Origin of the sequence: Shewanella sp. FJAT-52076 (genome assembly GCF_019457455.1) — a bacterium.
Classification (GTDB): Bacteria; Pseudomonadota; Gammaproteobacteria; order Enterobacterales; family Shewanellaceae; genus Shewanella; species Shewanella zhangzhouensis.
Genome location: NZ_CP080415.1, coordinates 2,178,662 through 2,204,694, shown reverse-complemented (window position 1 = coordinate 2,204,694; position 26,033 = coordinate 2,178,662). Strand labels below are relative to the sequence as shown.

The 26,033-nt window shown below is 52.8% G+C and carries 22 protein-coding genes and 8 tRNA genes; 9 read left to right on the top strand and 21 right to left on the bottom strand.

The window, feature by feature from the left end:
- The first annotated feature begins 1 nt into the window (after nt 1).
- From ruvC to K0H79_RS09515, 4 genes are all read left to right on the top strand, one after another.
- Nucleotides 2-523, top strand: a complete 522-nt coding sequence (ruvC, locus tag K0H79_RS09530) for a crossover junction endodeoxyribonuclease RuvC (RefSeq protein ID WP_220075617.1) — start codon at nt 2-4, stop codon at nt 521-523.
- Nucleotides 520-1,137: a Holliday junction branch migration protein RuvA gene (gene ruvA, locus K0H79_RS09525; protein WP_011759953.1), complete on the top strand. Its 618-nt coding sequence runs from the start codon at nt 520-522 to the stop codon at nt 1,135-1,137. The genes ruvC and ruvA overlap by 4 nt, the downstream gene beginning before the upstream one ends.
- Nucleotides 1,138-1,154: 17 nt before the next feature.
- On the top strand, nt 1,155-2,159 hold the full coding sequence (gene ruvB, locus K0H79_RS09520) for a Holliday junction branch migration DNA helicase RuvB (RefSeq protein ID WP_011759952.1): 1,005 nt from the start codon (nt 1,155-1,157) through the stop codon (nt 2,157-2,159).
- 456 nt (nt 2,160-2,615) lie between these two features.
- The gene (locus K0H79_RS09515; protein ID WP_220075616.1) at nt 2,616-5,135 is read left to right on the top strand and encodes a TonB-dependent siderophore receptor; all 2,520 of its coding nucleotides are present in this window, start codon (nt 2,616-2,618) and stop codon (nt 5,133-5,135) included.
- A gap of 103 nt (nt 5,136-5,238) precedes the next feature.
- On the opposite strand, the gene gloA is transcribed toward K0H79_RS09515, so the two are convergent.
- The 14 genes from gloA to K0H79_RS09445 form a co-directional block, all read right to left on the bottom strand.
- On the bottom strand, nt 5,239-5,649 hold the full coding sequence (gene gloA, locus K0H79_RS09510) for a lactoylglutathione lyase (RefSeq protein WP_220064598.1): 411 nt from the start codon (nt 5,647-5,649) through the stop codon (nt 5,239-5,241).
- A 319-nt stretch (nt 5,650-5,968) separates the two neighbouring features.
- Complete coding sequence (nth, locus tag K0H79_RS09505; protein WP_011759949.1) at nt 5,969-6,610, bottom strand: endonuclease III; 642 nt, start codon at nt 6,608-6,610, stop codon at nt 5,969-5,971.
- Between the two features lie 31 nt (nt 6,611-6,641).
- Nucleotides 6,642-7,340 (bottom strand): electron transport complex subunit E, encoded by a 699-nt coding sequence (locus K0H79_RS09500; protein ID WP_220075615.1) that lies wholly within the window; start codon nt 7,338-7,340, stop codon nt 6,642-6,644.
- Entirely contained in the window at nt 7,333-7,980 is a 648-nt protein-coding gene (rsxG, locus tag K0H79_RS09495; RefSeq protein ID WP_220075614.1) for an electron transport complex subunit RsxG, read from the bottom strand. Before rsxG ends, K0H79_RS09500 begins: the two co-directional genes overlap by 8 nt.
- Before the next feature lie 9 nt (nt 7,981-7,989).
- Nucleotides 7,990-9,036 (bottom strand): electron transport complex subunit RsxD, encoded by a 1,047-nt coding sequence (rsxD, locus tag K0H79_RS09490; RefSeq protein ID WP_220075613.1) that lies wholly within the window; start codon nt 9,034-9,036, stop codon nt 7,990-7,992.
- Nucleotides 9,037-9,038: 2 nt separating this feature from the next.
- Nucleotides 9,039-11,708: an electron transport complex subunit RsxC gene (gene rsxC, locus K0H79_RS09485; RefSeq protein WP_220075612.1), complete on the bottom strand. Its 2,670-nt coding sequence runs from the start codon at nt 11,706-11,708 to the stop codon at nt 9,039-9,041.
- Nucleotides 11,702-12,271 carry an electron transport complex subunit RsxB gene (rsxB, locus tag K0H79_RS09480; protein ID WP_011759944.1) on the bottom strand — a complete coding sequence of 190 codons (570 nt, stop codon included), beginning with the start codon at nt 12,269-12,271 and terminating at the stop codon, nt 11,702-11,704. Before rsxB ends, rsxC begins: the two co-directional genes overlap by 7 nt.
- The gene (gene rsxA / locus K0H79_RS09475) at nt 12,271-12,849 is read right to left on the bottom strand and encodes an electron transport complex subunit RsxA (protein WP_220075611.1); all 579 of its coding nucleotides are present in this window, start codon (nt 12,847-12,849) and stop codon (nt 12,271-12,273) included. The genes rsxB and rsxA overlap by 1 nt, the downstream gene beginning before the upstream one ends.
- A gap of 76 nt (nt 12,850-12,925) precedes the next feature.
- Complete coding sequence (locus K0H79_RS09470; RefSeq protein WP_220075610.1) at nt 12,926-14,854, bottom strand: EAL domain-containing protein; 1,929 nt, start codon at nt 14,852-14,854, stop codon at nt 12,926-12,928.
- A gap of 147 nt (nt 14,855-15,001) precedes the next feature.
- Nucleotides 15,002-15,077: transfer RNA gene (locus K0H79_RS09465), tRNA-Asn, on the bottom strand.
- A 22-nt stretch (nt 15,078-15,099) separates the two neighbouring features.
- A tRNA-Asn gene (locus tag K0H79_RS09460) sits at nt 15,100-15,175 on the bottom strand.
- A gap of 23 nt (nt 15,176-15,198) precedes the next feature.
- Nucleotides 15,199-15,274 (bottom strand) — tRNA-Asn (locus K0H79_RS09455).
- A 23-nt stretch (nt 15,275-15,297) separates the two neighbouring features.
- Nucleotides 15,298-15,373: transfer RNA gene (locus tag K0H79_RS09450), tRNA-Asn, on the bottom strand.
- Between the two features lie 49 nt (nt 15,374-15,422).
- Nucleotides 15,423-15,498, bottom strand: a tRNA-Asn gene (locus tag K0H79_RS09445).
- Nucleotides 15,499-16,252: 754 nt separating this feature from the next.
- On the opposite strand from K0H79_RS09445, the gene uvrB reads away from it, so the two are divergent.
- Nucleotides 16,253-18,271, top strand: coding sequence for an excinuclease ABC subunit UvrB (gene uvrB, locus K0H79_RS09440; RefSeq protein WP_220075609.1), 2,019 nt, complete (start codon nt 16,253-16,255; stop codon nt 18,269-18,271).
- Nucleotides 18,272-18,382: 111 nt separating this feature from the next.
- Here the strand turns inward: uvrB and rrtA are convergent, their stop codons facing one another.
- Both rrtA and queC read right to left on the bottom strand, forming a co-directional pair.
- On the bottom strand, nt 18,383-18,946 hold the full coding sequence (gene rrtA, locus K0H79_RS09435; protein WP_220075608.1) for a rhombosortase: 564 nt from the start codon (nt 18,944-18,946) through the stop codon (nt 18,383-18,385).
- Nucleotides 18,947-18,993: 47 nt separating this feature from the next.
- Nucleotides 18,994-19,686, bottom strand: a complete 693-nt coding sequence (gene queC / locus K0H79_RS09430) for a 7-cyano-7-deazaguanine synthase QueC (RefSeq protein WP_220075607.1) — start codon at nt 19,684-19,686, stop codon at nt 18,994-18,996.
- A 190-nt stretch (nt 19,687-19,876) separates the two neighbouring features.
- On the opposite strand from queC, the gene queE reads away from it, so the two are divergent.
- Nucleotides 19,877-20,548: a 7-carboxy-7-deazaguanine synthase QueE gene (gene queE / locus K0H79_RS09425; RefSeq protein WP_220064586.1), complete on the top strand. Its 672-nt coding sequence runs from the start codon at nt 19,877-19,879 to the stop codon at nt 20,546-20,548.
- 75 nt (nt 20,549-20,623) lie between these two features.
- Here queE and K0H79_RS09420 read toward each other — a convergent pair whose 3' ends face one another.
- The 4 genes from K0H79_RS09420 to K0H79_RS09405 form a co-directional block, all read right to left on the bottom strand.
- Nucleotides 20,624-21,694 carry a PLP-dependent cysteine synthase family protein gene (locus K0H79_RS09420; RefSeq protein WP_220075606.1) on the bottom strand — a complete coding sequence of 357 codons (1,071 nt, stop codon included), beginning with the start codon at nt 21,692-21,694 and terminating at the stop codon, nt 20,624-20,626.
- Nucleotides 21,695-21,854: 160 nt separating this feature from the next.
- A tRNA-Tyr gene (locus tag K0H79_RS09415) sits at nt 21,855-21,939 on the bottom strand.
- A 27-nt stretch (nt 21,940-21,966) separates the two neighbouring features.
- A tRNA-Tyr gene (locus K0H79_RS09410) sits at nt 21,967-22,051 on the bottom strand.
- Nucleotides 22,052-22,090: 39 nt separating this feature from the next.
- Nucleotides 22,091-22,175, bottom strand: a tRNA-Tyr gene (locus K0H79_RS09405).
- 125 nt (nt 22,176-22,300) lie between these two features.
- Here K0H79_RS09405 and K0H79_RS09400 point away from each other — a divergent pair.
- The 3 genes from K0H79_RS09400 to K0H79_RS09390 all read left to right on the top strand — a co-directional run bounded on the left by K0H79_RS09400 (nt 22,301) and on the right by K0H79_RS09390 (nt 25,507).
- The gene (locus tag K0H79_RS09400) at nt 22,301-22,813 is read left to right on the top strand and encodes a VC2046/SO_2500 family protein (RefSeq protein WP_220075605.1); all 513 of its coding nucleotides are present in this window, start codon (nt 22,301-22,303) and stop codon (nt 22,811-22,813) included.
- Between the two features lie 94 nt (nt 22,814-22,907).
- Nucleotides 22,908-23,195, top strand: coding sequence for a DUF406 family protein (locus K0H79_RS09395; RefSeq protein WP_220075604.1), 288 nt, complete (start codon nt 22,908-22,910; stop codon nt 23,193-23,195).
- 134 nt (nt 23,196-23,329) lie between these two features.
- Nucleotides 23,330-25,507 carry a bifunctional diguanylate cyclase/phosphodiesterase gene (locus tag K0H79_RS09390; RefSeq protein ID WP_220064582.1) on the top strand — a complete coding sequence of 726 codons (2,178 nt, stop codon included), beginning with the start codon at nt 23,330-23,332 and terminating at the stop codon, nt 25,505-25,507.
- Between the two features lie 50 nt (nt 25,508-25,557).
- Here the strand turns inward: K0H79_RS09390 and K0H79_RS09385 are convergent, their stop codons facing one another.
- Nucleotides 25,558-26,019, bottom strand: a complete 462-nt coding sequence (locus K0H79_RS09385; RefSeq protein WP_220075603.1) for a YchJ family protein — start codon at nt 26,017-26,019, stop codon at nt 25,558-25,560.
- Nucleotides 26,020-26,033 lie beyond the last annotated feature (14 nt).

Genomic DNA, 26,033 nt, shown 5'->3' with positions numbered 1-26,033 from the left:
CATGGCCATTATTTTAGGGGTCGACCCGGGCTCACGCATCACAGGTTATGGGGTTATCCAGTGTCAGGGCAGGCATCAGCTCTATCTTGGCAGCGGTTGCATCCGTACTTCATCGGACGACTTGCCCGACAGGCTTAAGCAGATTTTTGATGGTCTGCAGGAAATTATCCGTCAGTACCAGCCGAGCCAGTTCGCCATCGAGCGGGTCTTTATGGCCAAAAATGCCGACTCGGCATTGAAGCTCGGCCAGGCGAGGGGCGCCGCCATTGTGGCGGCCACAGTGGCAGGCTTACCGGTGGCCGAATACAGCGCCACCCAGATTAAAAATGCCGTCGTGGGCACAGGCCGGGCACAAAAGGCCCAGGTGCAGCACATGGTGCAGCAGATGCTGAAACTCCCCGCAGCGCCCCAGGCCGACGCGGCAGATGCACTGGCGGTTGCCATGTGTCATTATCACACCCATCAAAGTCTGGTGGCCCTCGGTGGGCGCGCCAGTGTCAGAACATACGGAAGATACAGATGATAGGTCGTTTAAAGGGCATTTTGGTTGAGAAACACGCCCCAGAGGTATTGATAGATGTGGGCGGTGTTGGCTATGAGCTGCAAATGCCGCTGACCTCCTTTTACGAGCTGCCACTGCCAGGCGCCGAGGTCATTGTTTATACCCATTTTGTGGTCCGCGAAGATGCCCAGCTGCTGTATGGTTTTATCCATAAGGAAGAGCGCTCTCTGTTTCGTTTGCTGATCAAGGCCAATGGTGTTGGCCCCAAGCTCGCGCTCACCATTTTGTCGGGCATGACCGCCAAGGAATTTATCGGCTGCCTGGAGCGTGACGATATCGCGACCCTGATTAAGTTGCCCGGTGTCGGCAAAAAGACCGCCGAGCGTCTGCTGGTTGAGATGCGCGACAAACTCAAGAGCCTGATGGAGGCCTCCATGGGCGCCGAGCGCGAGTTTGTGCTCAAGAGCAACTTCACCCCGGCGCCTGTGGCCGCTACTGTGGAAGAAGATGCCATTGCCGCACTGCTGTCCCTCGGCTATAAGCCTCAGCAGGCCAGCAAGGCCGTATCCAGTGCCTTCCAGGAGGGCATGGATCCCGAGCAGCTTATCAAGGCTGCACTCAAGTCCATGCTCTAAGGTGAAAGGGGAATACCATGATTGAGGCCGACCGGCTTATTCAGCCCCAGGATCTGGGTCAGGAAGATGTGATTGACCGCGCCATGCGGCCAAAATTGCTCGATGAATACACGGGGCAGGATGACACCCGCGCCCAGCTTAAAGTCTTTATTGAAGCGGCCAAAAAGCGCGGTGAAGCACTGGATCATATGCTGATCTACGGCCCACCGGGCCTGGGTAAAACCACTCTGGCCAATATCGTTGCCAACGAAATGGGGGTGAACATCAAGTCCACCTCCGGGCCTGTGCTGGAAAAGGCAGGTGATTTGGCGGCGCTGCTCACCAATCTTGAAGAAGGTGACGTGCTCTTTATCGATGAAATCCACCGCTTAAGCCCTGTGGTGGAGGAAATCCTCTATCCGGCGATGGAAGACTATCAGCTGGATATCATGATAGGTGAGGGGCCTGCAGCACGCTCCATCAAGCTGGATTTGCCGCCATTTACGTTGGTGGGCGCCACGACCCGTGCAGGCTCGCTGACCTCACCGCTGCGGGCCCGTTTTGGCATTCCGCTGCGGCTTGAGTTTTACAATGTCCGCGACCTGTCATCCATTGTTGCCCGCTCGGCCAAGGTGATGGATGTGCCCATGGATGAAGGCGGCGCCGAAGAAATTGCCCGCCGCAGTCGCGGTACGCCCCGTATCGCCAACCGGCTGCTGCGCCGGGTGCGCGACTTTGCCGAAGTGAAACACGATGGCGCCATCAGCCGCGCCGTTGCCCAGTCTGCGCTGGATTTGCTCGATGTCGACAGCGAAGGCTTCGATTACATGGACCGTAAGTTGCTGCTCGCCATCATCGATAAGTTTATGGGTGGACCAGTGGGGCTGGATAACCTCGCCGCCGCCATCGGTGAAGAGCGCGAAACCATCGAAGATGTGTTGGAGCCGTTTCTTATTCAGCAGGGCTTTGTACAGCGCACACCCCGGGGACGTATTGCTACAGCCCGAGCCTACAGCCATTTTGACCTCATCAAACCGGACTGACTAAATCAGCTCAAACACTGCGTAAAAAAGAGACCTCAGGGTCTCTTTTTTTATGGGACAAGGGTTTATGTCCTTCGCTATTCATTAACAGAGTCTGTTAATTTCGTTATCAAAGCGGCCTTATGGACGAATTTAAGCGATATGAGTCACAGAAAAAGTGTGATAGAGATCACATTTATTGCTCTTTGCATTGTTAACGGGCTGCTGGCCGGTTTGCTGATGACATGAGCGCTTGTGACAGACTGTAACTGCATATTTGAATAAATATTCAGTAATAAACAAAAATAGAACATTGCAGCATACAAAATGGAAAACAGAAATGAACATAAGTGTTTCATTGGAAATGAAATGTTAAGAGTTTGAGGGTTTGACGATTCTCTGCTGCTTGGCGAGTATCGGGTCTGCGCCAAATTCAAAATCTTACAGGCGCAGTCAAAATAAGCAGGGAGTTAAATCATGTTAAAAACCACGAGAATCGCCTGGGCGGTCAATTGCGTTCTGTTGGCCACCAGTGCTTCTGCTGTCGTGTCCAGCCAGGCGTTTGCTGAAGAAGCTCAAGCCAAAGACGTAGAGCGTATTGCAGTAACAGGTTCACGTATCCAGCGCCAGGATATGGAAACTGCTTCTCCTGTCACAGTGATCAGCGCCGATGCCATTCGCGCTGAAGGCTTTACCTCTGTTGACCAAATGCTGCAGGCTCAAACCTCCATGGCGGGTGCCGCCGTGGGTTCAAGCACCAACAACGGTGCAGACGGCGTAGCGCAGGTAGACCTGCGTGGTATGGGCGCCGAGCGTACTCTGGTACTGCTGAACGGTCGCCGCATGGTGAACTCAGGTTCAGGCGCAGACAGCGCGGTAGATTTGAACTCCATCCCGGTTGCCATGATTGCCCGTGTAGAAATCCTGAAAGACGGCGCATCTGCTGTATATGGCTCTGACGCCATCGCCGGTGTGGTGAACATCATCACCAAGAAAGATTTTGAAGGCTTCCAGTTCGATTTCAACGGCAGTGGCACCGACAAGGGTGACGGCGAAAGCGGCGAATTGAGCATGCTCTACGGTTTCAATACCGACAACGGTGGCAACTACACCTTTGGTGCGGCTTACTCTGAGCGCCGTGGTGTTATCCAGGCTGATCGTGACTGGACCGAGCCAGGTTACAGCTCATTCATCCCTACCGGCTCTCTGGAAGGTATGGTGAAAGACGCCAATGGTAAATGGGTTGACCGTAACACAGGTTATGACTACACCCAGGACAGCTGGTATCAGACTCCAAGCAAGCGTTACAGCCTGTTTGCCAACATGACTCAGGAAGTCGGTGACGATATGCTGCTGACCGGTGACATCCTGTACACCAAGCGTAAATCTGATCAGCAAATGGCGGCTCAGCCAGCTGACATCATGCTGGGCGTATGCGGTGAAGATGGTGTTGATTTGGCCCGTTGCATCACGCTGGATGCAGACATGTTGGCCGCCGGTATCGGTCCTGATGATACTGGCCGTGTAAACTACCGTCGCCGTACCACCGATGTGGGTCCACGTATCTACAATCAGGATACCGACACCCTGCGCGCCTCTCTGGGCCTGCAAGGTTCGCTGGACATCAACACCGGCATGACCTGGGACCTGTCTTACACCTATGGTAAGAACAAGGCCGAGACCTGGGTCGAAAACTCAATCAATGCCGTGAAGATGGAAAACTCCGTCTACAACAACCTGGACACCTGGCTTAACGGCCAACCTCTGACTCAAGACATCATCAACGACATCGGTTTCACTGAGCGTAACGATGGTGGTAACGAGCAGCATGTGGTTGCCGGTGTACTGAGCGGTGAACTGTTTGACCTGAGTGCTGGTCCGGTTGGTTTCGCCATCGGTGCTGAGTACCGTTACGACAGCGGCTACTACAATCCCGATCCTGTGATTGTGGCCGGTGAGGGTACAGCGGCTCAGCAAGACCCAACTGATGGTAACTACGACGTATTCTCCATCTATCAGGAAGTCAGCGTGCCTTTCACCGAGAAACTGACCGGTGAATTCGCCCTGCGTTTCGATGACTACTCTACCTTCGGTAAAGCCTCTACCTGGAAAGTGGGTCTGACCTATGAAGCCACTGATGACCTGATGCTGCGTACCGTAGCTGCCACCGGTTTCCGTGCGCCTAACGTAGCCGAGCTGTACGGTGGTAACACAGGTTCTTACGATTACCTGGACGACCCATGGGGTAACGAGCAGGATCCACAAATTCTGGTGAACTACACCTCAGATCCCGATCTGAAGCCAGAAGAGTCTGAGTCTTACACTGCCGGTCTGGTGTACTCTCCAAACTACATCGACGGTCTGTCTCTGACACTGGACTACTGGCGTTTCCGCGTGACCAACGCCATTACCCGTCTGGATGCACAGAAGGGTCTGGATGACTGTCATGCCGGTATTCTGAGCGCCTGTGAAACCTTCAAGATCACCGCTGAGGGCGATCTGTCGAACTTCACCAACCCGCTGACCAACGTGGGTAGCCAGAACACCAGTGGTATCGACTTCAACCTGGCCTACAACTTCGAAGCCCTGAATCTGGATTGGAAGATCAACAACGATCTGACCTATCTGCTGGAGTTCGAACAGGACAACGTTGCTTACGAAGGCACCAGCGATGGTAACTTCGGTGGTTATGCCAAGGTGCGTAACAACTTCAGCATCCAGGCCGGCCAGGCCGACTGGAGTCTGATGTACTACAACCGTTTCATCGGCGAAACCGAATGGCTGGGCGACCGCAATGAGACTGTAGACTCAGTGCTGTATCACAACGTGGTTGCAACTTACTTCATCAACGACGATGTGACCGTATCTCTGGGCGTGAAGAACCTCACCGATGAAGAGCCATCCTACGTGCCAAACGGCAGCGACGGCGGCACCATCCCTGAAGTATTTGACACCATCGGTCGTCAAATCTACGGTGGTCTGACGATGAAGTTCTGATAACCATCAGACACTGAATAAGCAGAAACAAAAAAGCGCCCCATGGGCGCTTTTTTATTGAGGGAACGAGAGCCTGAGTCAGTATGCCTCGCCCCGGTAAAAATCAGCCAAGGCCTTGCATGGCCGATTTCATCTGGATGAGCTCAATCTTGTAACCATCGGGGTCTTCCACGAAAGCGATTTCGGTGGTGCCACCGGCAACAGGACCCGGCGCGCGGGTCACTTTACCGCCGGCCCTGGCGATGTCTTCGCAGGCCTTGTAAATATCTGCTTTACCGATGGCGATATGGCCAAAACCTGTGCCCAGATCGTATTTATCGGTATCCCAGTTCCAGGTGAGTTCAATCACGGCTGCGCCCTTGGCTTCTTCGCCATAGCCCACAAAAGCCAGCGAATAACGATACTCAGGATTTTCTGAGGTGCGCAGCAGCTTCATGCCCAGCACTTCTGTGTAGAAGGCGATGGATTTTTCAAGATTGGCAACCCGGACCATGGTATGAAGAATTTGAGACATTTGGGGTTCCTTTAACGGCATTAAGATGGCGGCCAGTATAGCAAAAACGTACTGCATACAGGGAACAAAAGGAGAAATCTGAAGCAACTCACAGTTTGACAGTGTGGTGTTGGCTAAAGCCACAATGGCATCGGATAATGCCGTATAAGTTCACCAAAGGAGAAGAAGATGAAAACTGAACTGAAAATGGCTGTGGGCACTGTAGCTGTGATTGGATTGTTCTTCGCTGCATTTGCAACCTCCATGTTTTAAGCCGATTTATACGAAAAACGCCGCAACTGGTAACAGTTTGCGGCGTTTTTCATTTCAGGTTCCCAGCTTACTCGTCTGGGTAAACCTTGTCCTTGAATTCGCACAGATCTTCGATGATGCAGCTGCCACAGCGAGGTTTGCGGGCAAGGCAGGTGTAGCGTCCATGCAGAATAAACCAGTGGTGTACGTCCACTTTAAATTCCGCCGGCACCACCTTGAGCATCCGCTCCTCTACCTCAACCACGTTCTTGCCGGGTGCAAACCTGGTGCGGTTTGCCATACGGAAGATATGGGTGTCCACGGCAATGGTAGGCCAGCCAAAGGCGGTGTTAAGCACCACGTTGGCGGTCTTTCTGCCCACACCGGGCAGGGCTTCCAGCGCTTCACGGTCTTCAGGCACTTCGCCGCCGTGTTTATCCAGCAGAATTTGCGACAGCTTCACCACGTTGATGGCTTTGTTATTAAAAAGCCCGATGGTTTTGATGTACTCCTTGAGCCCCTCGACACCAAGGTCAACTATGGCTTGTGGGGTATTGGCCACTGGAAACAGCTTATCGGTGGCCTTGTTCACACTGACATCGGTGGCCTGCGCCGACAGGGTGACAGCCACAAGCAATTCAAAGGGGGAGGAAAAATTAAGCTCAGTCTCTGGCTTCGGGTTATTGGCTCTAAGCCGGGTTAAAATTTCCACTCGCTTTTGGTTATTCACGGTATCTCTTACCTTACTCAGTCTGCCTTATTCAGCCTACTTTGGTTATCCTGGCTCGGGTGATGGCGGGCGCTGCTTCGGGCGCTGGCTTCTTCGCTTCCAGGCGCTTATCGATAACATTTTTAGCGGCAATCAAGAGTCCCATAGCGATAAAGGCGCCGGGGGGCAGCATTGCCAGCAAGAAGCTGTTATCCACCTGCCACAGCTCAATACGAAGAGAGGCAGCCCAGTCGCCAAGCAGTTGGTCGGCGCCATCAAACAGGGTGCCCTGACCGAGGAATTCCCGCAACGCGCCCAGCACGGCAAGCACGGCGGTAAAGCCTACCCCCATCATCAGACCATCGAAGGCGGCGGCGCCCACGCTGTTGCGGGATGCGAAGGCTTCGGCGCGGCCTATGATTACGCAGTTAGTCACAATGAGTGGCAGAAATATCCCCAGCGACAGGTAAAGGCCGTAGGCATAGGCGTTGATAACCAGCTGCACTACTGTCACCAGGGCGGCGATGATCATCACAAACACAGGAATGCGAATTTCCTTGGGGACAAATTCACGAACCAGGGATACGAGCACGTTGGAGCCAATCAACACGGCAACAGTGGCAAGACCAAGTCCAAGGGCGTTGGTCAGGGTAGCTGTGACCGCAAGGAGTGGGCAAAGCCCCAAAAGCTGCACCAGCCCCGGGTTATTTTTCCAAAGCCCTTGCCAGGCAATCTCTTTGTAGTTACTCATCTGCATTGGCTCCGTTATCACAGCCCAGAGGCCTGTTAAACCACTCGGCCTGATTGGCACTGACAAGGGTCAGGGTACGGCTGATGGCCTTGAGGTAGGCCCTGGGGGTAATGGTGGCACCGGTGAACTGGTCAAAGTCACCGCCATCCTTTTTCACCTTCCAGCGGTCACTTGTCTTATCAGAAAACACTTTGTCGTTAAATGACAGTACCCAGTTGGACTTGCGCAGCTCAATCTTATCGCCAAGCCCCGGCGTTTCCTGATGGGTAAGGGTACGGACACCAAGCACCTTGCCATTGAGGTCTACCCCTACAATAAGGCGAATATTGCCGTTATACCCATCAGGGGCAATGGTCTCTATGGCAAGCGCGACTGGCTCACTGGCATTGCTTGCCAGATAAACCGGCATCGGCTCGTCTGTGCCCAAAGCGTCGGCGTCATGGATCAGAATGCAGCTCATGCCAAGGTCGTTGTCATGAAGCTCATCGGGTACTATCTGGTGCAGTATACGGGTCAGCTCAAGACGTTGCTGCTCGGCAATCTTATCTTTTGTTGCCTCGTTCACCAGAGCGACCGCTGCAGTACAGATAAGCGCAAAACCACTTAAGAGGAGTCCGTTTTTGATGATGGATTTTTGCATCGCCAGGTCCTACAGGCTGCCACGATGGCCATAGGCCCGGGGCTTGATGTAATAGTCGATTAGCGGAGCGCAGAGGTTGGCCAGCAATACCGCAAACGCCACACCATCGGGGTAACCACCAAAGGTGCGGATCAGATAAATCAGTACCCCTATCATGGCGCCAAAGAGCAGCCGTCCTCGAGGACTGGTGGCGGCGGTCACAGGATCGGTGGCAATAAAAAAGGCTGCCAGCATGGTTGCGCCACTGAAGAGGTTAAACAGGGGGCTGGCGTGGGTGTCTGGCGATGCGCCAAAGCCAAAGAGGCTGCACACAAAGAGGGCGCCGATGAGCCCAGCGCTGATGTGCCAGCGAATGGTTTTGGTAACCAATAAAAACAGGCCGCCGCACAGATAAGCAAGATTCACCCAGAACCAGCCTTCACCGGTGCTGCCACCTCCGAAGATGGCTTTTTTCAGGCTTTCATCGGCGGTGAGCCCCATGGACAGATCGGTTTTCAAGGTGTCCAGTGGAGTCGCCATGGACACGCCATCAATCCCGAGCGCGAAGTCAGCTGCGCCCTGAGCTGAAAAAATGACTTCAATGGCATCCAGAATACCGGCGCTGCTTTGTGCCAGAGTGCTGGGGACGGCCCATGTCGTCATCAGTACCGGGAAAGATACGAGAAGCAGTACATAGGCAGCCATGGCAGGGTTAAAGAGGTTTTGCCCCAAACCGCCATAAAGCTGTTTCACCATCACGATGGCAAATACTGTGCCTATGACCACCAAATACCAGGGGGCGAGCGGCGGAATGGCCACACCAATCAAGAGCGCGGTAAGCACAGCACTCTGATCCATCAGGGTAGGCGATATCGGGCGGTTTCTGAGCTTAAGCACCAGGGCTTCGGCGGCCAGAGCCGTCGCAATGGCAAGACACACCTGAATAAAGGTGCCCCAGCCAAAGAAATAACATTGAACAGCGAGTCCCGGCAGGGCAGCGAGAATGACGCGCTGCATCACGGCCGAGGTCTGGCTGTCTTTGCGCACATGGGGTGAGGATGCAATCTTAAACGCCATGATTATTCATGCTCCTTGGCGGCTTTTTTGGCCTTGGCTTTGGCGACGGCCGCAGCAATACGGGCTTTTTTAAGCGCATCGGCATCTGTTGGTGGAACCTCTGAAATACCTGTATTTGAGCTGTCTTGGGTGTTATCACCTTGCTCTGATACTTGGCTTTCAACCGCCGAAGTGTCAGCGGCCTTATCGGTAAAGGGACTGCTCGCGAGCGCTTGGGCATCAGTCTCCAGTGCCAGGGGGGCAGCCGCTAGAGACTCTTCAGATTGAACGCTGCCAGTTTCTGCAGTTTCTGACTGTCTTCCTTCACGTTTCGCTGCTGCCTTCGCCTTGGCTTTTGCTACCGCAGCGGCCACTCTGGCGGCCTTGTCATCAGGTTTGTCGTCTAGCTTGTTCGCAAGAATACTTTCATCTGTTTGAGGGGAACTTGCCTCACTGCGACCCTTATCAGTTTCAGCGGCCATATCCTCTGGGGCTGTGCTCTGTGCAGCACTCGTCGCCAACTTCTTGGCTTTAGCTTTGGCAACGGTTGCAGCAACTCTGGCTGATTTGGTATCCATTGGGTCTGAGTCTGAGCCTGAGTCGGCTATTGAGCCTGAGTCGGCTACCGGGGCCACCTGCGCTGACGAAATTGACTCCGAAGCGGCATTTTCATCGGTAGTCCTGGCAGCCTTTTTGGCTTTCGCTTTGGCGATGGCCGCGGCTACAGCGGCACGCTTGGGATCCTGCTCCTTCGCGTCAGCCTCTGCATCCGCTAGCTGCACTTCAGACACCTTTACTTCTGGTGCCGGTTGGGAGGATTGGATGTTGCCTTCGGCGGTGTCTGCAGCGGCTGTATTGCTGTTTGCCGCCAGGGCCGCTTTTTTAGCCTTGGCGCGGGCAATCGCTGCGGCGACAGCGGCCTTTTTCGGATCTTCACTGCTTGCTGATTCGGGCGCTAACTCAGGCTTGGCCTGTGTTTTTACGTCGGCGTCAGCTTCCGTACTCCCGGTGTTACCAGCGGCCTTGGCGGCTTCCTGCTGGGCGGCCTTCTTTGCTTTGGCTCTTGCTATGGCGGCAGCGACACCGGCTTTAGGATCGGCGGCTGAAGCTGGCGTCCCCTCTGGCGAAGCAGCAGTTGGAGCAGCAGTTTGCTCCTGGGCGGCCTTTTTGGCTTGCACCCGGGCGAGGGCTGCGGCGATGGCGTCTTTTTCTCCACCGGCCATGGCCGCTTTACGTTTCTCTGCGGCCTCTTTTGCCTTGGCTTCCCGGGCCGCTTTTTCTTCTTCAAGGCGGGCAATGCGGGCTTCAAATCGCACCTTGGCGCGCTCAGCACTGGCTTTTTCTTCCGCCTGTTGGCGAATGGCGGCCTTAGCAACCCGATAATATTCTACCAAGGGGATGTCACTTGGGCAGACATAGCTGCAACATCCGCACTCGATACAGTCTTTGAGGTTATAGCTTTGTGCCTTGTCGTATTCTTCCGCTTTGGCGTGCCAAAAGAGTTGCTGTGGCAGCAATGATGCGGGGCAGGCAACGGCACATTCGCCGCAGCGAATACAGGGTTTCTCGGGCGGCATCTCGGTGATTTCGAGGCCGTTGGGCAACAGCAGACAGTTGCTGCCCTTCAAAATCGGGACCTGGGTATCGGCCAGGGTGTAACCCATCATAGGACCACCCATGATGATCTTTTGGGCCTGCGCTGCACGAAAATCACAGTGGTGGAGGACATCCTCTACCTTGCTGCCGATTAAAGCCCGGTAGTTTCCGGGTTTGGTTACCGCGTTGCCGGTGACGGTAACGACTCTTTCTATCAAAGGCTTTCCTTCGATGACGGCATCGCGGATTGCATACAGGGTACCCACGTTGTGCACCAGGATACCGAGCTGAGCTGGAATGGCGCCGGAGGGCACTTCCTGTCCGGTAACAATCTGAATGAGCTGCTTTTCACCGCCTGAAGGATATTTGGTCGGGATAACAGTGACCCTGACAAGTCCCGCCGGTAACTGGCTGCGATTGACGGCGGCCCGCATGGCTTCAGCGGCTTCGGGCTTGTTATCCTCGATGGCGATGATAATGCGTTTGGGCGCAAGGATACGGTGCACTATGCCAATACCCGCGATAATCCCATCGGCGTGTTCGCGCATCAGGCGATCGTCTGCGGTGATGTAGGGTTCACATTCAACACCGTTGACTATCACCAACTCTATTTCGCTGGCCGGACTTAATTTAATGTGGCTCGGAAACGCGGCGCCGCCCATACCGGCGATGCCGGCATCCTGAATTCTTTTGACCATTTGGGCCGGGGTCAACTCATCCAAAACTGCGCCTTGGAGTTCACACCATGTATCCTGGCCATCGGCTTCCAATACCAGCGTCAGTATGGGCAGGGCGGATGCATGGTTGCTCGGCCGTGACTCAATGGCTTTTACACTGCCTGAAGTGGGCGCATGTACCGGTAAATAGCCAAAGCCCTGACCCTGAGTCAACATTTGGCCTTTAAGAACGATATCACCCGCCTTTACGGCGAGAGTGGCCTGTTCACCAACCTGAGGCAAGGGAACCAGGTATTCATCAAACAGTGGCAATGTGGCAATGGCAGTGCCATTGGAGACGGATTTCATCTCGGGTGGATGAATACCACCTGGTGAACGCCACAGTGTACCTTTATCCAATTGTTCCAAAAGCGTCAGCACTGTTTATCCTCTTCGAGCTGCATCACGGGAATGGCACTCAGTTTCCAGTTCCAGGTCTTGATGTCCTGAGTGACAGGGAGCATGTCGATGCAATCGACGGGGCAGGGCTCGACACAGAGATCGCAGCCGGTGCAGTCCTGGGTAATGACGGTGTGCATCAGTTTACCGGCGCCGACGATGGCATCCACCGGACACGCCTGAATACACTTGGTACAACCGATACATTCATCTTCGCGAATGTAGGCAACCTTTTTGACTTGCTGCTCAGTTGTGGCAGACAGGGGCTGAGGTTCAACGCCCATCAGCTCAGCGATTTTTTCCATGGTGGCGGTGCCACCGGGGGGACATTTGTTGATTTGGTCACCGCCGGCAATGGCTTCAGCGTAGGGGCGGCAACCAGGATAGCCACACTGACCACACTGAGTTTGTGGCAGCAGGGACTCGACCTGATCCACCAGAGGGTCGCCTTCGACTCTGAATTTAACGGCAGCAAAGCCCAATATGGCACCAAATACCAATGCCAGCAGGCCCAGTAATACAACGGCTATCATGACTGCTGACATTATTTCACCAAACCGGTAAAGCCCATAAAGGCCAGTGACATCAGGCCGGCGGTGATCATGGCAATCGCGCCACCCCGAAAAGGCATCGGCACATCAGCTGCCGCCAGACGTTCACGCATGGCTGAGAAGAGGACGAGCACCAAAGAAAATCCCACCGCGGCGCCAAAGCCATAGATAGCTGATTCCAGAAAATCGTGCTGCTCGTTCACATTGAGCAGCGCGACACCGAGAACGGCGCAGTTGGTGGTGATAAGCGGCAGGTAAATACCCAGCGCACGGTGCAGACTGGCACTGGTTTTTTGCACCAGCATTTCGGTGAATTGCACCACAACGGCGATCACCAGAATAAAACTCATGGTGCGCAGATAGGTCAAATCAAAAGGCGCCAGCAGATACTGGTTCACCAGGAAACTGAGAACAGAGGCCAGGGTCAATACAAAGGTGGTCGCCATCGACATACCGATGGCAGACTCAAGCTTGCCTGACACCCCCATAAAGGGGCAAAGTCCGAGAAATTTTACCAAAACGAAGTTGTTGACCAGCACAGTACCGATCAACAACAGGAGATATTCACTCATCGCAAAAAAGCATTAGCGGTCGGTGCCGGGTATTATCGGCTTTTTGAGTCTCATTAACAACATATCAAATGCAGGGTTAACTCTGGCGGGCCAGTTTCTCGTCAAGCGAGTCTTTGCCGGCGGCAGGTTCTGGTTTGGCAATATAGAAACCTTGCAAACCATCCACCATAAGCTTCTCCAGCGTCAGCTTTTCTTCCTGACGTTCTACACCGCAGGCAATGACCCTGACACCGATACGTCTGGCGATATCTATCATCATGCGCACAAAAAACTTGTTATTGGCGTCTTGATCTATGGCTTCACTGTAGGTGGCGTCGAGCTTGATGTAGTCGGGTCTGACTTCCCGGAAAAACTTGAACGATGTAAAGCCCATGCCGAAACGCTCGATGGATACCCGGGTACCAACACTGTGGATTTCGCGAATAAAGCGGAAACTGCCCTGCATATTGGTTTGCAGACCACTTTCATTGATTTCAAGTACCAGTCGGTTAGAAATGGTCTTGTGTTTGGTTAGAAGATCCTTAAGCCAGACCACAAAATTATCATCGGTTGCCGACACAGCGCTGATATTGACCCCATAGGCACCGGTCAGGTTTGGGTTATCCAGCAGCATGCGCACAGCTGAGAGGACGACCAGCTTATCCAGCTCCTGACTCAGCCCGTGCCTTTCAGCCATGGCTATCACAGTAGCGGTAGGGAGTACCTTGCCTTCTGAGTTAAAGAAGCGGGCAAAGAGTTCGCGGTAGACTTCCACTTCACTGCGGCAGGGCTGTATCGGCTGCTGAAAGAATCGTACTGCGCGTTGGGTAATGATTTCAGTAATAGCCACTTGCCAGCGGTTATCTCCGATTTCCTGATCCTCACTGAACTTCTCAAGCACATGGAAACTGTTAGAGCCCAGTGTTTGAGCAATGCTGAGCGCCGCATCAGAGAGACTGAGTAAGCCCACCGGGTCAACGCCACTCTTATAGGGGACGAGTCCGGTATAGGCCACCGACTCCATGGCAGAAGTGGACTGGTATTCATCGAGTAACGTCTTGAGCGGCTCAAGGAATCGTTCTGCATCACTGATAACCAGATTAGGCAGAAACACCGCAAAGTCGGAGCTGCTTATCCGGTAAAATTCGGCATCGGGAAAGGGGCTGCCTGCCTTACGCAAACATCCGGCGACTTTTGCCAGATAGTCATCGCCAGCGGTACGGCCCTTAAGCTGATTGATAGTACCCAGCTCAGTGGCTTGCAACATGGCAAGAGAACCCAGCAAGTCTTTCTGGCTCTTGGCCAATTCATCCAATTTACGGGTAAAGCGTGCTCTGCTGCCAAAACCTGTGATGGGATCTTGAAATGCTGCCCGGGACAGCTTCTCGTTTTCATGATGCAAACCGTCAATCTTTTGCTTCAATGCTTGCCGGGCGTCTTCAAATGCGCCTGCAAGGGATTTAAGCTCACCGCCGAGTCTGGATTGCTCAGGGGGCGAGAAATTAAGCTCCGCCAGCGACTTCACATACTCTGCTGCGTAATTGATTTTACGGGACAGTCTGGATGCACACACCAAAAACAGCAGCAGCGAAGCGGCCCATAAACTGCCAAGGATGAGTAACTGTTCTGAATAGATTTTAACTGCCGCTGTTCTTGGGCCGTTTGTGTCCAACTTCACCATGAGTCGACCGTCAGGCAAGTTGCGTGTATCACTTATTTCCAGCGGAAACAGGCTTGCCAAAAACGACGCCGGGGTTTCCTGCAATTGTCCGGTGGTGAAGTTGCGACTGCCATCGGTCCCATCGGTGTACTGAAAAAACTGCAAGGTGATCGATTGCTGCAGGTGTTGATAGAGTGCCTTGCCATCACCATGCCAGGATACCAATTCAGTGGTTTTGTTCTGATATTGCGTTTCCAGGGCCTTGCCAGCATCCTGCATCAGGCCAAGGTTCTCTTGATGCAACCAAAGTGCGGCACCACCGAAGAGCAAAATAAGTGCGAGGGGGAAAGTTTTGATCAAACTCATGGCTAATTCCATTAACGCCGTTTTGATGATTTTAGCTAAAGAATGTTAAGAACAGCGAAAAGTGTAACCCCAAAGCGGAAAAAACAAAATCCAAATCAACGGGATTTGCAATGCAGTGAGTAGGGGAATGAACAACGTGGACTTCGATGGCTCCCCTGACTGGACTTGAACCAGTGACATACGGATTAACAGTCCGCCGTTCTACCGACTGAACTACAGGGGAATCGAAAAAAATGAAGTGCGATTGGCTCCCCTGACTGGACTTGAACCAGTGACATACGGATTAACAGTCCGCCGTTCTACCGACTGAACTACAGGGGAACAGATTGTATCGCTTTTGAAGTTGGCTCCCCTGACTGGACTTGAACCAGTGACATACGGATTAACAGTCCGCCGTTCTACCGACTGAACTACAGGGGAACAGATTGTATCGCTTTTGAAGTTGGCTCCCCTGACTGGACTTGAACCAGTGACATACGGATTAACAGTCCGCCGTTCTACCGACTGAACTACAGGGGAACAAATTTTTGCGATTAACTTCATGCCCTTAAGGGCGTGTTTCAGAGAGTGGCTCCCCTGACTGGACTTGAACCAGTGACATACGGATTAACAGTCCGCCGTTCTACCGACTGAACTACAGGGGAATCGTTGTAAAACAACTGCTCGCTGAGAACGGAGCGCATAGTAAAACGGGTGGCCTGATGAGTCAACGCTGGAAACCAAAAAAAGTGTGATTAAGTCGTTAAGTGCTCATCTAATGTGCATCGTGGCGCGAAAATCAACACAATGTTCAGCATTTACCCAGCAAGTGACTGTTTTACGGTGCGAAACTTTCTTTCCTGAGCAGAAAGCTGTCTAAGAATCACTGAGGTTTTATGGATCAGCGCGCCAGCACCCGGATGCGGCAATTACAGATGTAGTTAAATTACAAACCGCCCCGCCGGAGGGCCCCCTGACCTTAACCCTGGCCAAAGCCACGCCCGGTGAGGCTTTCAGGTACTTTTCCACAATTTCTGTGGATAAGCCTGTGAGTTTCACAATAAATGAGGCTGCAAACCCGCATGAATCCGGGATTTGTCTTAAAATGCACCTTCACAGTGCGGTGTAAAAATGTTCAATAAAATCAATGTCAAGTTGTTTGTGGTAGTAGAGAAGGGGGCAATGCCATTGTGACTGAAAATTGTAGAGACACGACAACATAAAATGTGTGCATGAATTTATCAGTGAACGCTGTACTGGCGTACCAAATAAGTAAAAGGCACCAACCGAGAGCGGTATGTCAGAGAGTTACAAAATACTGTATTAGCCAAAGAGCATATCCTGCTGATTCAGTGCAGTTGGCGTCTAAGGTGCGCTGGTTTACACTAGGAGCCCGGCTTAACGAGGACGAACTTTTCTGTGTCTGAGCAAGTTTTTCAACTTTCTTCCCAGTATTCACCCGCAGGCGATCAGCCTAAAGCCATCGCCAAACTGATCGACGGGCTGGAATCTGGACTCGCCTGTCAGACTTTGCTTGGGGTAACAGGCTCTGGCAAGACCTTTACCGTGGCGAATGTCATTGCCACTCTGGGGCGCCCCACCATTATCATGGCACCCAATAAGACGCTGGCGGCCCAGCTCTATGGCGAGATGAAAGAGTTCTTTCCCAATAATGCGGTGGAATACTTTGTTTCTTACTACGACTACTATCAACCAGAAGCCTATGTGCCGGCATCCAATACCTTTATTGAGAAAGATGCCTCGGTAAACGCCCACATAGAACAGATGCGTCTGTCAGCCACCAAGGCCCTGCTTGAACGCCGTGATGTCATCATTGTCGCGTCAGTGTCCGCGATTTATGGTTTGGGTGACCCTGACTCTTATATGAAGATGCTGCTGCATTTGCGCCAGGGCGACTTTATGGGCCAGCGTGACATCTTAAGGCGCCTTAGCGAACTGCAATACAGCCGCAACGACATCGATTTGCAGCGGGGCACCTTCCGGGTGCGGGGTGAAGTCATTGACATTTTCCCGGCGGATTCGGAGCGGGACGCCATTCGGGTTGAACTGTTCGACGATGAGATTGAGCGCATCAGCGAGTTTGATCCCCTCACGGGTCAGGTGACCAAACGTCTTGCTCGCGCCACAGTGTATCCCAAAACCCACTATGTGACGCCTCGGGAAAAAATCCTCGAAGCCATTGATCAGATTAAAGATGAACTGAGGGTGCGCAAGCAACAGTTTTTGGATAACCACAAGCTCATTGAGGCGCAGCGTATTACCGAGCGGGTTCAGTACGATGTGGAAATGATGACAGAGCTGGGATACTGCTCAGGGATTGAAAATTACTCCCGTTATCTGTCTGGCCGCGCCGAAGGGGAAGGGCCACCAACGCTGCTTGACTATCTGCCTGCCGATGGCCTGATGATCATTGATGAATCCCACAACACAGTGCCGCAAATTGGCGCCATGTATAAGGGTGACCGCTCACGTAAAACCACCCTGGTGGAATATGGTTTCCGTTTGCCTTCAGCACTGGATAACCGGCCGCTGAAGTTTGAAGAATTTGAATCCCTGATGCCCCAGACCATTTTCGTCTCGGCAACGCCCGGTAAGTATGAGCTGGAGAAAAGCGGGGATGACATTGCTGAGCAGGTAGTGCGACCAACCGGTTTGATTGACCCCGAGCTGGAAGTACGTCCTGTGGCCATTCAGGTTGATGATCTTCTCTCTGAAGTCGCCAAGCGGGTGGACGTGAATGAGCGGGTGCTGGTGACAACACTCACCAAGCGGATGGCAGAAGATCTCACCGATTACCTCGACGAGCACGGCGTTAAGGTGCGCTATTTGCACTCCGATATCGATACTGTGGAGCGAATGGAAATTATCCGCGACCTGCGACTTGGCGTCTTCGATGTGCTGGTCGGCATTAACTTGTTAAGAGAAGGTCTCGACATGCCGGAAGTGTCACTGGTGTGTATTCTCGATGCTGATAAAGAAGGCTTTTTGCGCTCCGAACGCTCGCTTATTCAGACCATAGGCCGCGCAGCCCGTAACGTGAACGGCAAAGTGATTCTCTATGCCGACCGTATTACCGATTCCATGGCCCGCGCCATGGCGGAAACTGACCGTCGCCGCGCCAAACAGATGCAGTTCAATGAAGATCACGGCATTGTCCCCCGCGGCGTGGTGAAGAAAATCACCGATGTGATGGATGTGGGCGAGAGGTCTGCACCAAGCCGAGGCGCGGCTAAGGTATCAGGTCGCAGCGCCGGCGCAGGTAAACCGTCGATGAAGCACGACCCGCATCAGATCGCCGTGACCATAGATGCGCTTGAAAAACAGATGCATCAGCATGCCCGGGATCTGGAGTTCGAGCAGGCCGCCGCGCTCAGGGATGAAATCCATGGGCTGCGCCAGCAGCTGCTGGAAGCTTGAGTCTTAAGTCTTAAACAGAGCCTAGCCATCTGACGACAAGTGCAAACATGAAAAACGCGCCACTGGCGCGTTTTTTCTCTCTGTTTTGAGATAAGGGGCAACTGGCCGGATTTATGCGTGACTCTTTGTCACATTCAATGAGCAATAGGCAAGATAGGCCACTCCCAGGGCTGTGCCAAGCAGTGCCCCCACCAAATGCGACTCGGTAGCGACCCTGGCACCAATCAGGCTCGCTACATCGCTGCTGGCGCCAAAATACTGCTCGTATCCCACTTTTAACCCCAGGCCAATCAGCAGCAGCCAGCCGGATTTAAGCCCGCGCTTAATATCCATCAGGGCACCAAAGGCAAAGAGGCCGTGCAAAATACCGCTTAGGCCGACATACGCCTGAAGGCTTGGGTAAAACAGGTACAGGCCTATACCTTCACCGAGGCAGAGAACAAACAGCAGCAACACGAGCCCGGCCGCGCGGTAATGAAAATGATGCAAGCTCAAAATCACCCAGAAGCCTGCCAGGTTCATCAAGAGATGCCAGTGGTTGGTGTGCAGCAAGTTGCCGCTGATAAGGCGCCAATATTCGCCTGCGCCGATAAGCTGCTTTTGCCAGTTAAGCTTCCCATCAACAGGCAAAAAATAGAGCGCAGTACAGAGCAGGGACAGCAGACCGCCTATCATTAGCAGGCGCTTGTCTATTGAAGGCAACAGGCTTGATGGCAGTGAGCTCAATTGGCGGCCGTCTTGTTGGCAAGTTCTGCGTTTACCGCATCACGATTATTGAGGTAGTCCTCAAGGCCGCGGCGTCGCAGCAGGCAGGCGGGGCAATCACCACAACCATCGCCACGGATCCCGTTGTAACAGGTCAGGGTTTGATTACGCACCAGTTCGAGCTTGCCGTAACGGTCGGCCAGCGCCCAGGTTTCGGCTTTATTGAGCCACATCAGCGGCGTGCGAATTTCAAGTTGTTTGTCCATACCCAGATTGAGCGCCTGCTCCATGGCTTTGATGAAGTCATTGCGGCAATCAGGATAGCCAGAGAAGTCGGTTTCACATACACCGGTGATCACAGTATCGGCGCCAAGTTGATAGGCGTATATGCCGGCAAGGGTTAAGAAGAGGATATTGCGACCCGGGACAAAGGTATTGGGCAGACCATTTTCCATCAGTTCGTGGGAAACGGGGATGGCGTCGCGGGTGAGTGCGCTGATGGCAAGCTCGCCAAGCAAAGACACGTCCATGATTTTGTGGGACGCACAGCCAAGCTCGTTTGCCAGCGCTTTGGCTACGTCAATTTCTTCACTGTGGCGCTGACCATAATCAAAGGTGATGGCGTGTACTTCATTAAACTGCGACAGGGCCTGCACCAGACAGGTAGTGGAATCCTGACCACCACTGAATACGACAACTGCTTTGGACATGGAAAAACCGATACTGAGTTAAACTTTTGGGGATATAGTGTATCCCAGCAGCCGGGCAGCTTCAAAGTAACTGGTTTCTGGCGCGTAAAAGTTCCCTTGAATCCGTGGCTGAAATCTTCTATAACAGCCGGCCGAATTGAATGTATGTCGTTTCCCTGCTTTGGCAGCGACACCAAACGAGCGAGTCCTGATGACCGAGTATCCCATCAACGAAGTCTTTGAAACCATTCAGGGTGAAGGCAGCCACACTGGCCTGCCCGCCATCTTCGTGCGCCTGCAGGGCTGCCCGGTAGCCTGCCCCTGGTGCGACACCGCCCAAACCTGGGATGTACTCGAACAAAATAAAGTGGCGCCCGCAGACGTTATTCAGGTGGATGGCAGCATTGGCCGATGGGCAATGCATTCGGCTTCATCTTTAGTGGATGCATTCATTAATAAGGGCTTTTCCGCCAAACTGGTGGTGATCACCGGCGGCGAACCCTGTATGCACGACTTAACGGATTTAACCCAAGGCTTTGAAGCGGCAGGGTTTCATTGCCAGATTGAAACCAGTGGCACCTTTGAGGTGCGCTGCTCAGAGAGCACCTATGTGACTGTATCGCCCAAGGTGAATATGAAAGGCGGCTATCCGGTGCTGAAACAAGCCCTTGAACGTGCCAATGAAATCAAGCATCCAGTGGCTACCGATGCGCACATTGATGAGCTCGATGCGCTACTGGAAGGTGTGGATATCACTGGCAAAACCATTTGTTTGCAGCCCATCAGCCAGAAGGCCCGTGCCACAGAGCTTGCGATGAAAACCTGCATTGCCCGCAACTGGCGTCTATCAATTCAAACCCATAAGTATTTGAATATTGATTGATTAATAGGTCTTTTGCGGAAGTTCAGCCAATAAAAAAGCTCCCACGGGAGCTTTTTTAGTTGAGTCAACAGGCACTCACAGCTTGCCACTTTCATTGAAGGCGGCGAGGGCAGCACTGGCTGCGGTGATATCGCCGATGTGAGAACCCACCCAGTCGCTGTTGTAGTAGGTATCGAGATACCGCTCGCCGGGATCGCAGATAAGCGTAACGATACTGCCGCTTTCGCCGCTTGCCTTCATTTGGGAAGCCAGTTTCAGCGCGCCGTACAAGTTGGTGCCGGTAGAAGGTCCGGTTTTGCGGCCGATTAACGCTTCCAGCCAATACATGGTGGCAATGGAGTCCACGTCCGCGACTTTCAGCATTTCATCCACCACACCCGGAATAAAAGAGGGCTCCACTCTGGGCCGGCCAATGCCTTCAATACAGCTGCCTTTTTCACAGGTAATGCTGGCGTCACCGGTATTAAAGTAGTCGTAAAACACCGAGTGCTGCGGGTCGACCACCAGCAATTTTGTGGCGAGGCGCTGATAGCGGATATAGCGACCAATGGTGGCTGACGTGCCGCCAGTGCCCGGGCTCATTACTATCCAGCTGGGGATGGGATGGGGTTCGCGCTCCATCTGGCCAAAAATCGCGTTGGCGATGTTGTTGTTGCCGCGCCAGTCGGTGGCCCGTTCGGCGTAGGTAAACTGATCCATGTAATGGCCGTTGAGTTCTCTGGCAAGCTTCTCTGACTCGGCGTAAATCTCGCTGGAATGTTCGACAAAGTGACAACGGCCGCCATAAAACTCAATTTGCTCGATTTTGCGCTTGGCGGTGCTCTTTGGCATCACCGCAATAAAGGGTAAACCAAGCAGGCGGGCAAAATAGGCCTCCGATACAGCCGTGCTGCCGGAAGAAGACTCAATAACCGCCGTGCCTTCTTTAATCCAGCCGTTACAAAGGGCATACAGGAACAGTGAACGGGCGAGACGATGTTTGAGGCTACCTGTGGGGTGGGTGCTTTCGTCTTTTAAATAGATGTCGATGCCGTCCAGCATCGGTAACTCGAGCTTAATAAGATGGGTGTCGGCGCTGCGCTGAAAGTCGGCTTCAATTTTGCCGATGGCATTGGCTACCCAGCTGGTGCAAATGGGAAGGCTCATGGGGAGTCCTGTGTTTTGCGATACGAGCTTGGATAATATGAAAAATCAACAGGATTTCACAGCGTCAGGATCAAAGCTGGATGAGATTATTGCGATTGGCATTAACAGATGTGAAAGCGAGGTGAGTTGCAACAGATTCTGCCGACCAAAGCAGAGAAGATGGTGGAGGGAGAAGGATTCGAACCTTCGAAGGCGGAGCCGTCAGATTTACAGTCTGATCCCTTTGGCCACTCGGGAACCCCTCCATCATGGCGTAAAGTGAAAGAAACAAGTGGTGGAGGGAGAAGGATTCGAACCTTCGAAGGCGGAGCCGTCAGATTTACAGTCTGATCCCTTTGGCCACTCGGGAACCCCTCCACGAGTTTCTTGCTTTACATTTTTCTTGCGTTGCTGAAGTGGTGGAGGGAGAAGGATTCGAACCTTCGAAGGCGGAGCCGTCAGATTTACAGTCTGATCCCTTTGGCCACTCGGGAACCCCTCCTCATCAGCGGCGGCCATAGTAAGCAGAATCGATAGTCATGTAAAGGCTAAATTTGCAAAAAAGGCTAAAGTTAGGCGCCGATTGGTCGATTAAATGACAACGACCTGTTTTTGTGATGTTTTTTTATGCAGATTGCTGCTGGTTTAGTCAATGAAAGCCAAGTAGGTGACCGTCTTGCCCGTGCCGTTGAAGAGGGGCGCAGGGGCGATTTTGGCTTGATATTGGCAATGTTGTCCCAGGATGCCCGTGATTTTGCAGAGTTTTGCTTATCCACCGATGAATCGGTTGAGCAAAAGCTGCACAAACATTTCGAGCTGCCCCCCAAGCAGCCCCTGATCGCCAAACCCGGTGCTGAGGACTGCATGGATAACAGTGGCGTATTCAGAACATTCGGTAAAAAGGCGTTTCATTTAAGCCAGGCACTCTTGCCGGAGCCTGTTGTCATCCGAGGCGACCTTCCTGCTGATATGTTAATTGCCTTGAATAACTGCGCACTTACAGTGCAGCGTCGTTTCTATTCTGACGCACGGCCGACCATACCTACTCCCCAACACTTTAACGATATTCTCGAAGCGCAGCGTGCACTCGGAAAACTGATGGAGCACGCAGACAACCGAAATCTGATGGCCATGGTTTGATGCAAGACAGGGTTTGATTTTGCAAATTTGCCTATAATTTGCGGTAGTTGCACCAATTTAACCCGAATACGTCTTCATAAAGGAGTTTAGCGTTATGAAAGCCATCGAAGCGAATCAAGCCGCCAGCGTTAACGATACCTGCACCGACTGCGGCAGCTTTGTCGATATTGGTGCTGTTATAGCAGCAGAAGATACAGAACTGACCCTGGAGTTTTCAGGTGATGGTGCAGATGCCAAAGCCCAACACCTATGTGATTTGGCGGTAAAACGGTTCGCCAATGTAACCGGGCAGATAGACAGTACCGAGGTAGGTGTACGTCTCAGAATTACCTTTGATGTGGCCGCAGAAAAAATGATTTTTCAATTGGAGCAAGGGCTGTAAAAATTAATTGTAACGGCTGTTGCTACAAACTAATCAGCTGATGTACAGTCGAAAACCAATAAAAAATAACAATAATTTAGAAAAGGGCGCACAGACGTCCGTCATTTCCCGCACCCTGGGATTTAGGGAACTGAGTGAAAAGGCGTAAATATCAATTTCTGGTCGATCAAATAGTTCACTCTGCTGCCAAGCAGCAAGGTGACTTCGAAAAAACCGCTGAACTGGCGACCGAACTCCTGTGTCAAACACTGGGGCTTTGTGACGCCAGCGTGTGGGCGTTTGATGCACAGCTGTCCAGCCAATATCAGGTTGCACACTTCGGTAAGCACCGACTGGAACCCTGTGCAAGGCGTCCTGCTCAAATCAGCGATTGCCCACTCTATTTGAAAGAGCTCGAAAGCCGGCGCCATATCGATGCTTTTGATGTGGCGAATGACCAAAGACTCGTTGAGTTGGCGTCCAGCTACTTTACTCCCAATGGTGTCCATTCGGCCCTCGAAGTGGCTATCCGGATAAACGGTCACATCGAAGGCGTATTGAGTCTTGAGCGCAGCATAGGCGCGCGCTGGAGCGACAGCGAGCTTCATATCGCAAGCCAGGTGGCCGATCAGCTGGCCTTGGCGCTGGCAACCCGCAATACCTATGACAAAGAAGAAAAACTGTCGCTGTTTAAGAGCGCAGTGGAGCAGTCTGAGCAGGTGTTTATGCTCATTAACCTGCACACCGAAACGGTCGAATACGTCAATAAGGCTCATGGAGACATCACAGGTGTGCCTCGGGAAAAGGTTATAGGTCGCTCTTTACGGCAATTGGATTTTTTCACGCAGCACCCACGGCTCGCAGAAGAAGTGCTCGGACGGGTGTTTCGCGGTCTCAGTGCCAAGGGCGAGGTAAAGCTCAAGCGTTACGATGGTCGCGACTACTGGTTGAATTACCAGGCAAGTCAGTTTGTTACTGAGCGTGGTAACTATTATGTGCTGGTCACCTGTGAAGATAACTCCGAGCAGCACAACTACCAACAGGAGCTCGAGCGCCTTGCGTGGCGATGTTCGTTAACCGGGCTCTATAACCGTCTCCATTTCAACCGGGTACTCGACCGGACTCAGCAGGGCCAATTGCTACTGGTTGATTTGGTAGGTTTTAAACGCTTTAACGATACCTATGGTCATGAGCAGGGCGATGCACTGCTCATGGAGATTGCGCGGCGCCTGAGGCACTTCTCTGACATCAATAAGGCCACCGAGATTGCCCGGGTTGGTAGTGATGAATTTGCAATTTTGCTGCTCGGAGAAAAACTCAGTGCCGAAGTCGAATTTATCAGCAATCGCCTGTACCAACATCTTTCGGCGCCGGTACAGATAGGCCGGGAGCAGGTTGACCCCAAACCGGCGCTGGCCATTGTCGATATCGCCTCTGTGAGTAATCTGATAGCGCCATTGACCTGTGCCGACATTGCCGTGCAATACGCCAAGAAGAAGCAGGGCGCTGCCATTCAAATATTCAATAACACCCTGCTCAGTGCCTTTAAAGACGATGCTCAGATAGAGCGTGATTTGCATTCGGCCATTCGAGGCCGGCAATTTGAGCTCTATTATCAGCCGCTGCGCGATCTGCAAAATGATCGCTACACGGGCGCAGAGGCGCTTATCCGCTGGCACCACCCTAAAAAAGGGGTGCTTTATCCCGGGGCGTTTATTGATATCGCCGAGCAATCGGGCCTGATAACCGCTATCGGCAGCTGGGTGCTGGAAGCGGCGTGCCGGCAGCTGAACTTATGGCAGCATCACAACCTGGATATTTCCATGCACGTGAACGTGTCCGCCAGGCAGTTTTTCAGCGGTAATCTCTATGAACAGGTATGGCAATTGTTGACTCGCTATCGCCTCAAGCCCAAGACACTGATTTTGGAGATCACAGAAACTGAGTTGATGGAAGATATACGTTATGCCACCAACCTGTGCCAGGAGCTCGCTGAACTCGGTGTGGGGCTAGCTATCGATGACTTTGGTACCGGTTACAGCTCGATGCGGTATTTAAAACAGTTTCCCATCAGCAAGATTAAAATCGACCGCTCGTTTATCTCCGATCTCACCATCAGCCGGGAAAGTCAGGAGATTGTGAGCGCCATTATCGCCATGGCCAAGGCGTTGAATCTGTCGCTCACCGCAGAAGGGGTGGAAACCCCGGAACAAGAGGCGTTTTTGGCGGCCAACCTTTGCCATCAGGCGCAGGGCTTCCTCTATAGCCCTGCGTTGCGTGAAGCGGAGTTCTCGAAATTTATCGGCCAGGACCGGCTCATTACAGTACATTAAAAAGCAGTGCATTAAAAAAGCGCCCATGGGCGCTTTTTTAATGTCTATTGCTACTGGCTTTTCAAACAACAGTGTTTGAGCTTTTTACCGCTGCCACATACACAGGTGTCATTTCTGCCGGGAAGCTTAGGTGCATACTGCTTGCCTTTGGTGTAAAACCATTGGCCTTCCTCGAAAACGAATGATGAACGCTCACATATGCCATCCAACTTGCCGGCTTCCAGGTACCAGGCGGTAAAAAACACCTCGCCGCTATGAGTATCGCTATGGCTGTCGTGTACAGTGAGACCTCGCCACTCTGGATGTGGGCCTTCGGCCAGTATGGATTCGGTCAGACCATGAAGGTGGCCCGGGTGATGAGTTGCAATCAAATAGCCCCACAAGTTAAGCACGAAGGCGCTGTAGCGAGACCTCATCAAGGCTTCCGGCGTTGGGGCGTGTGTTTTGCCGCAGTGGAAAGGTTCACAGCAGCTGTGATAGCTTCCAAGGCCGCAAGGGCAGGGAGTCGACATAATTCTACTACTCA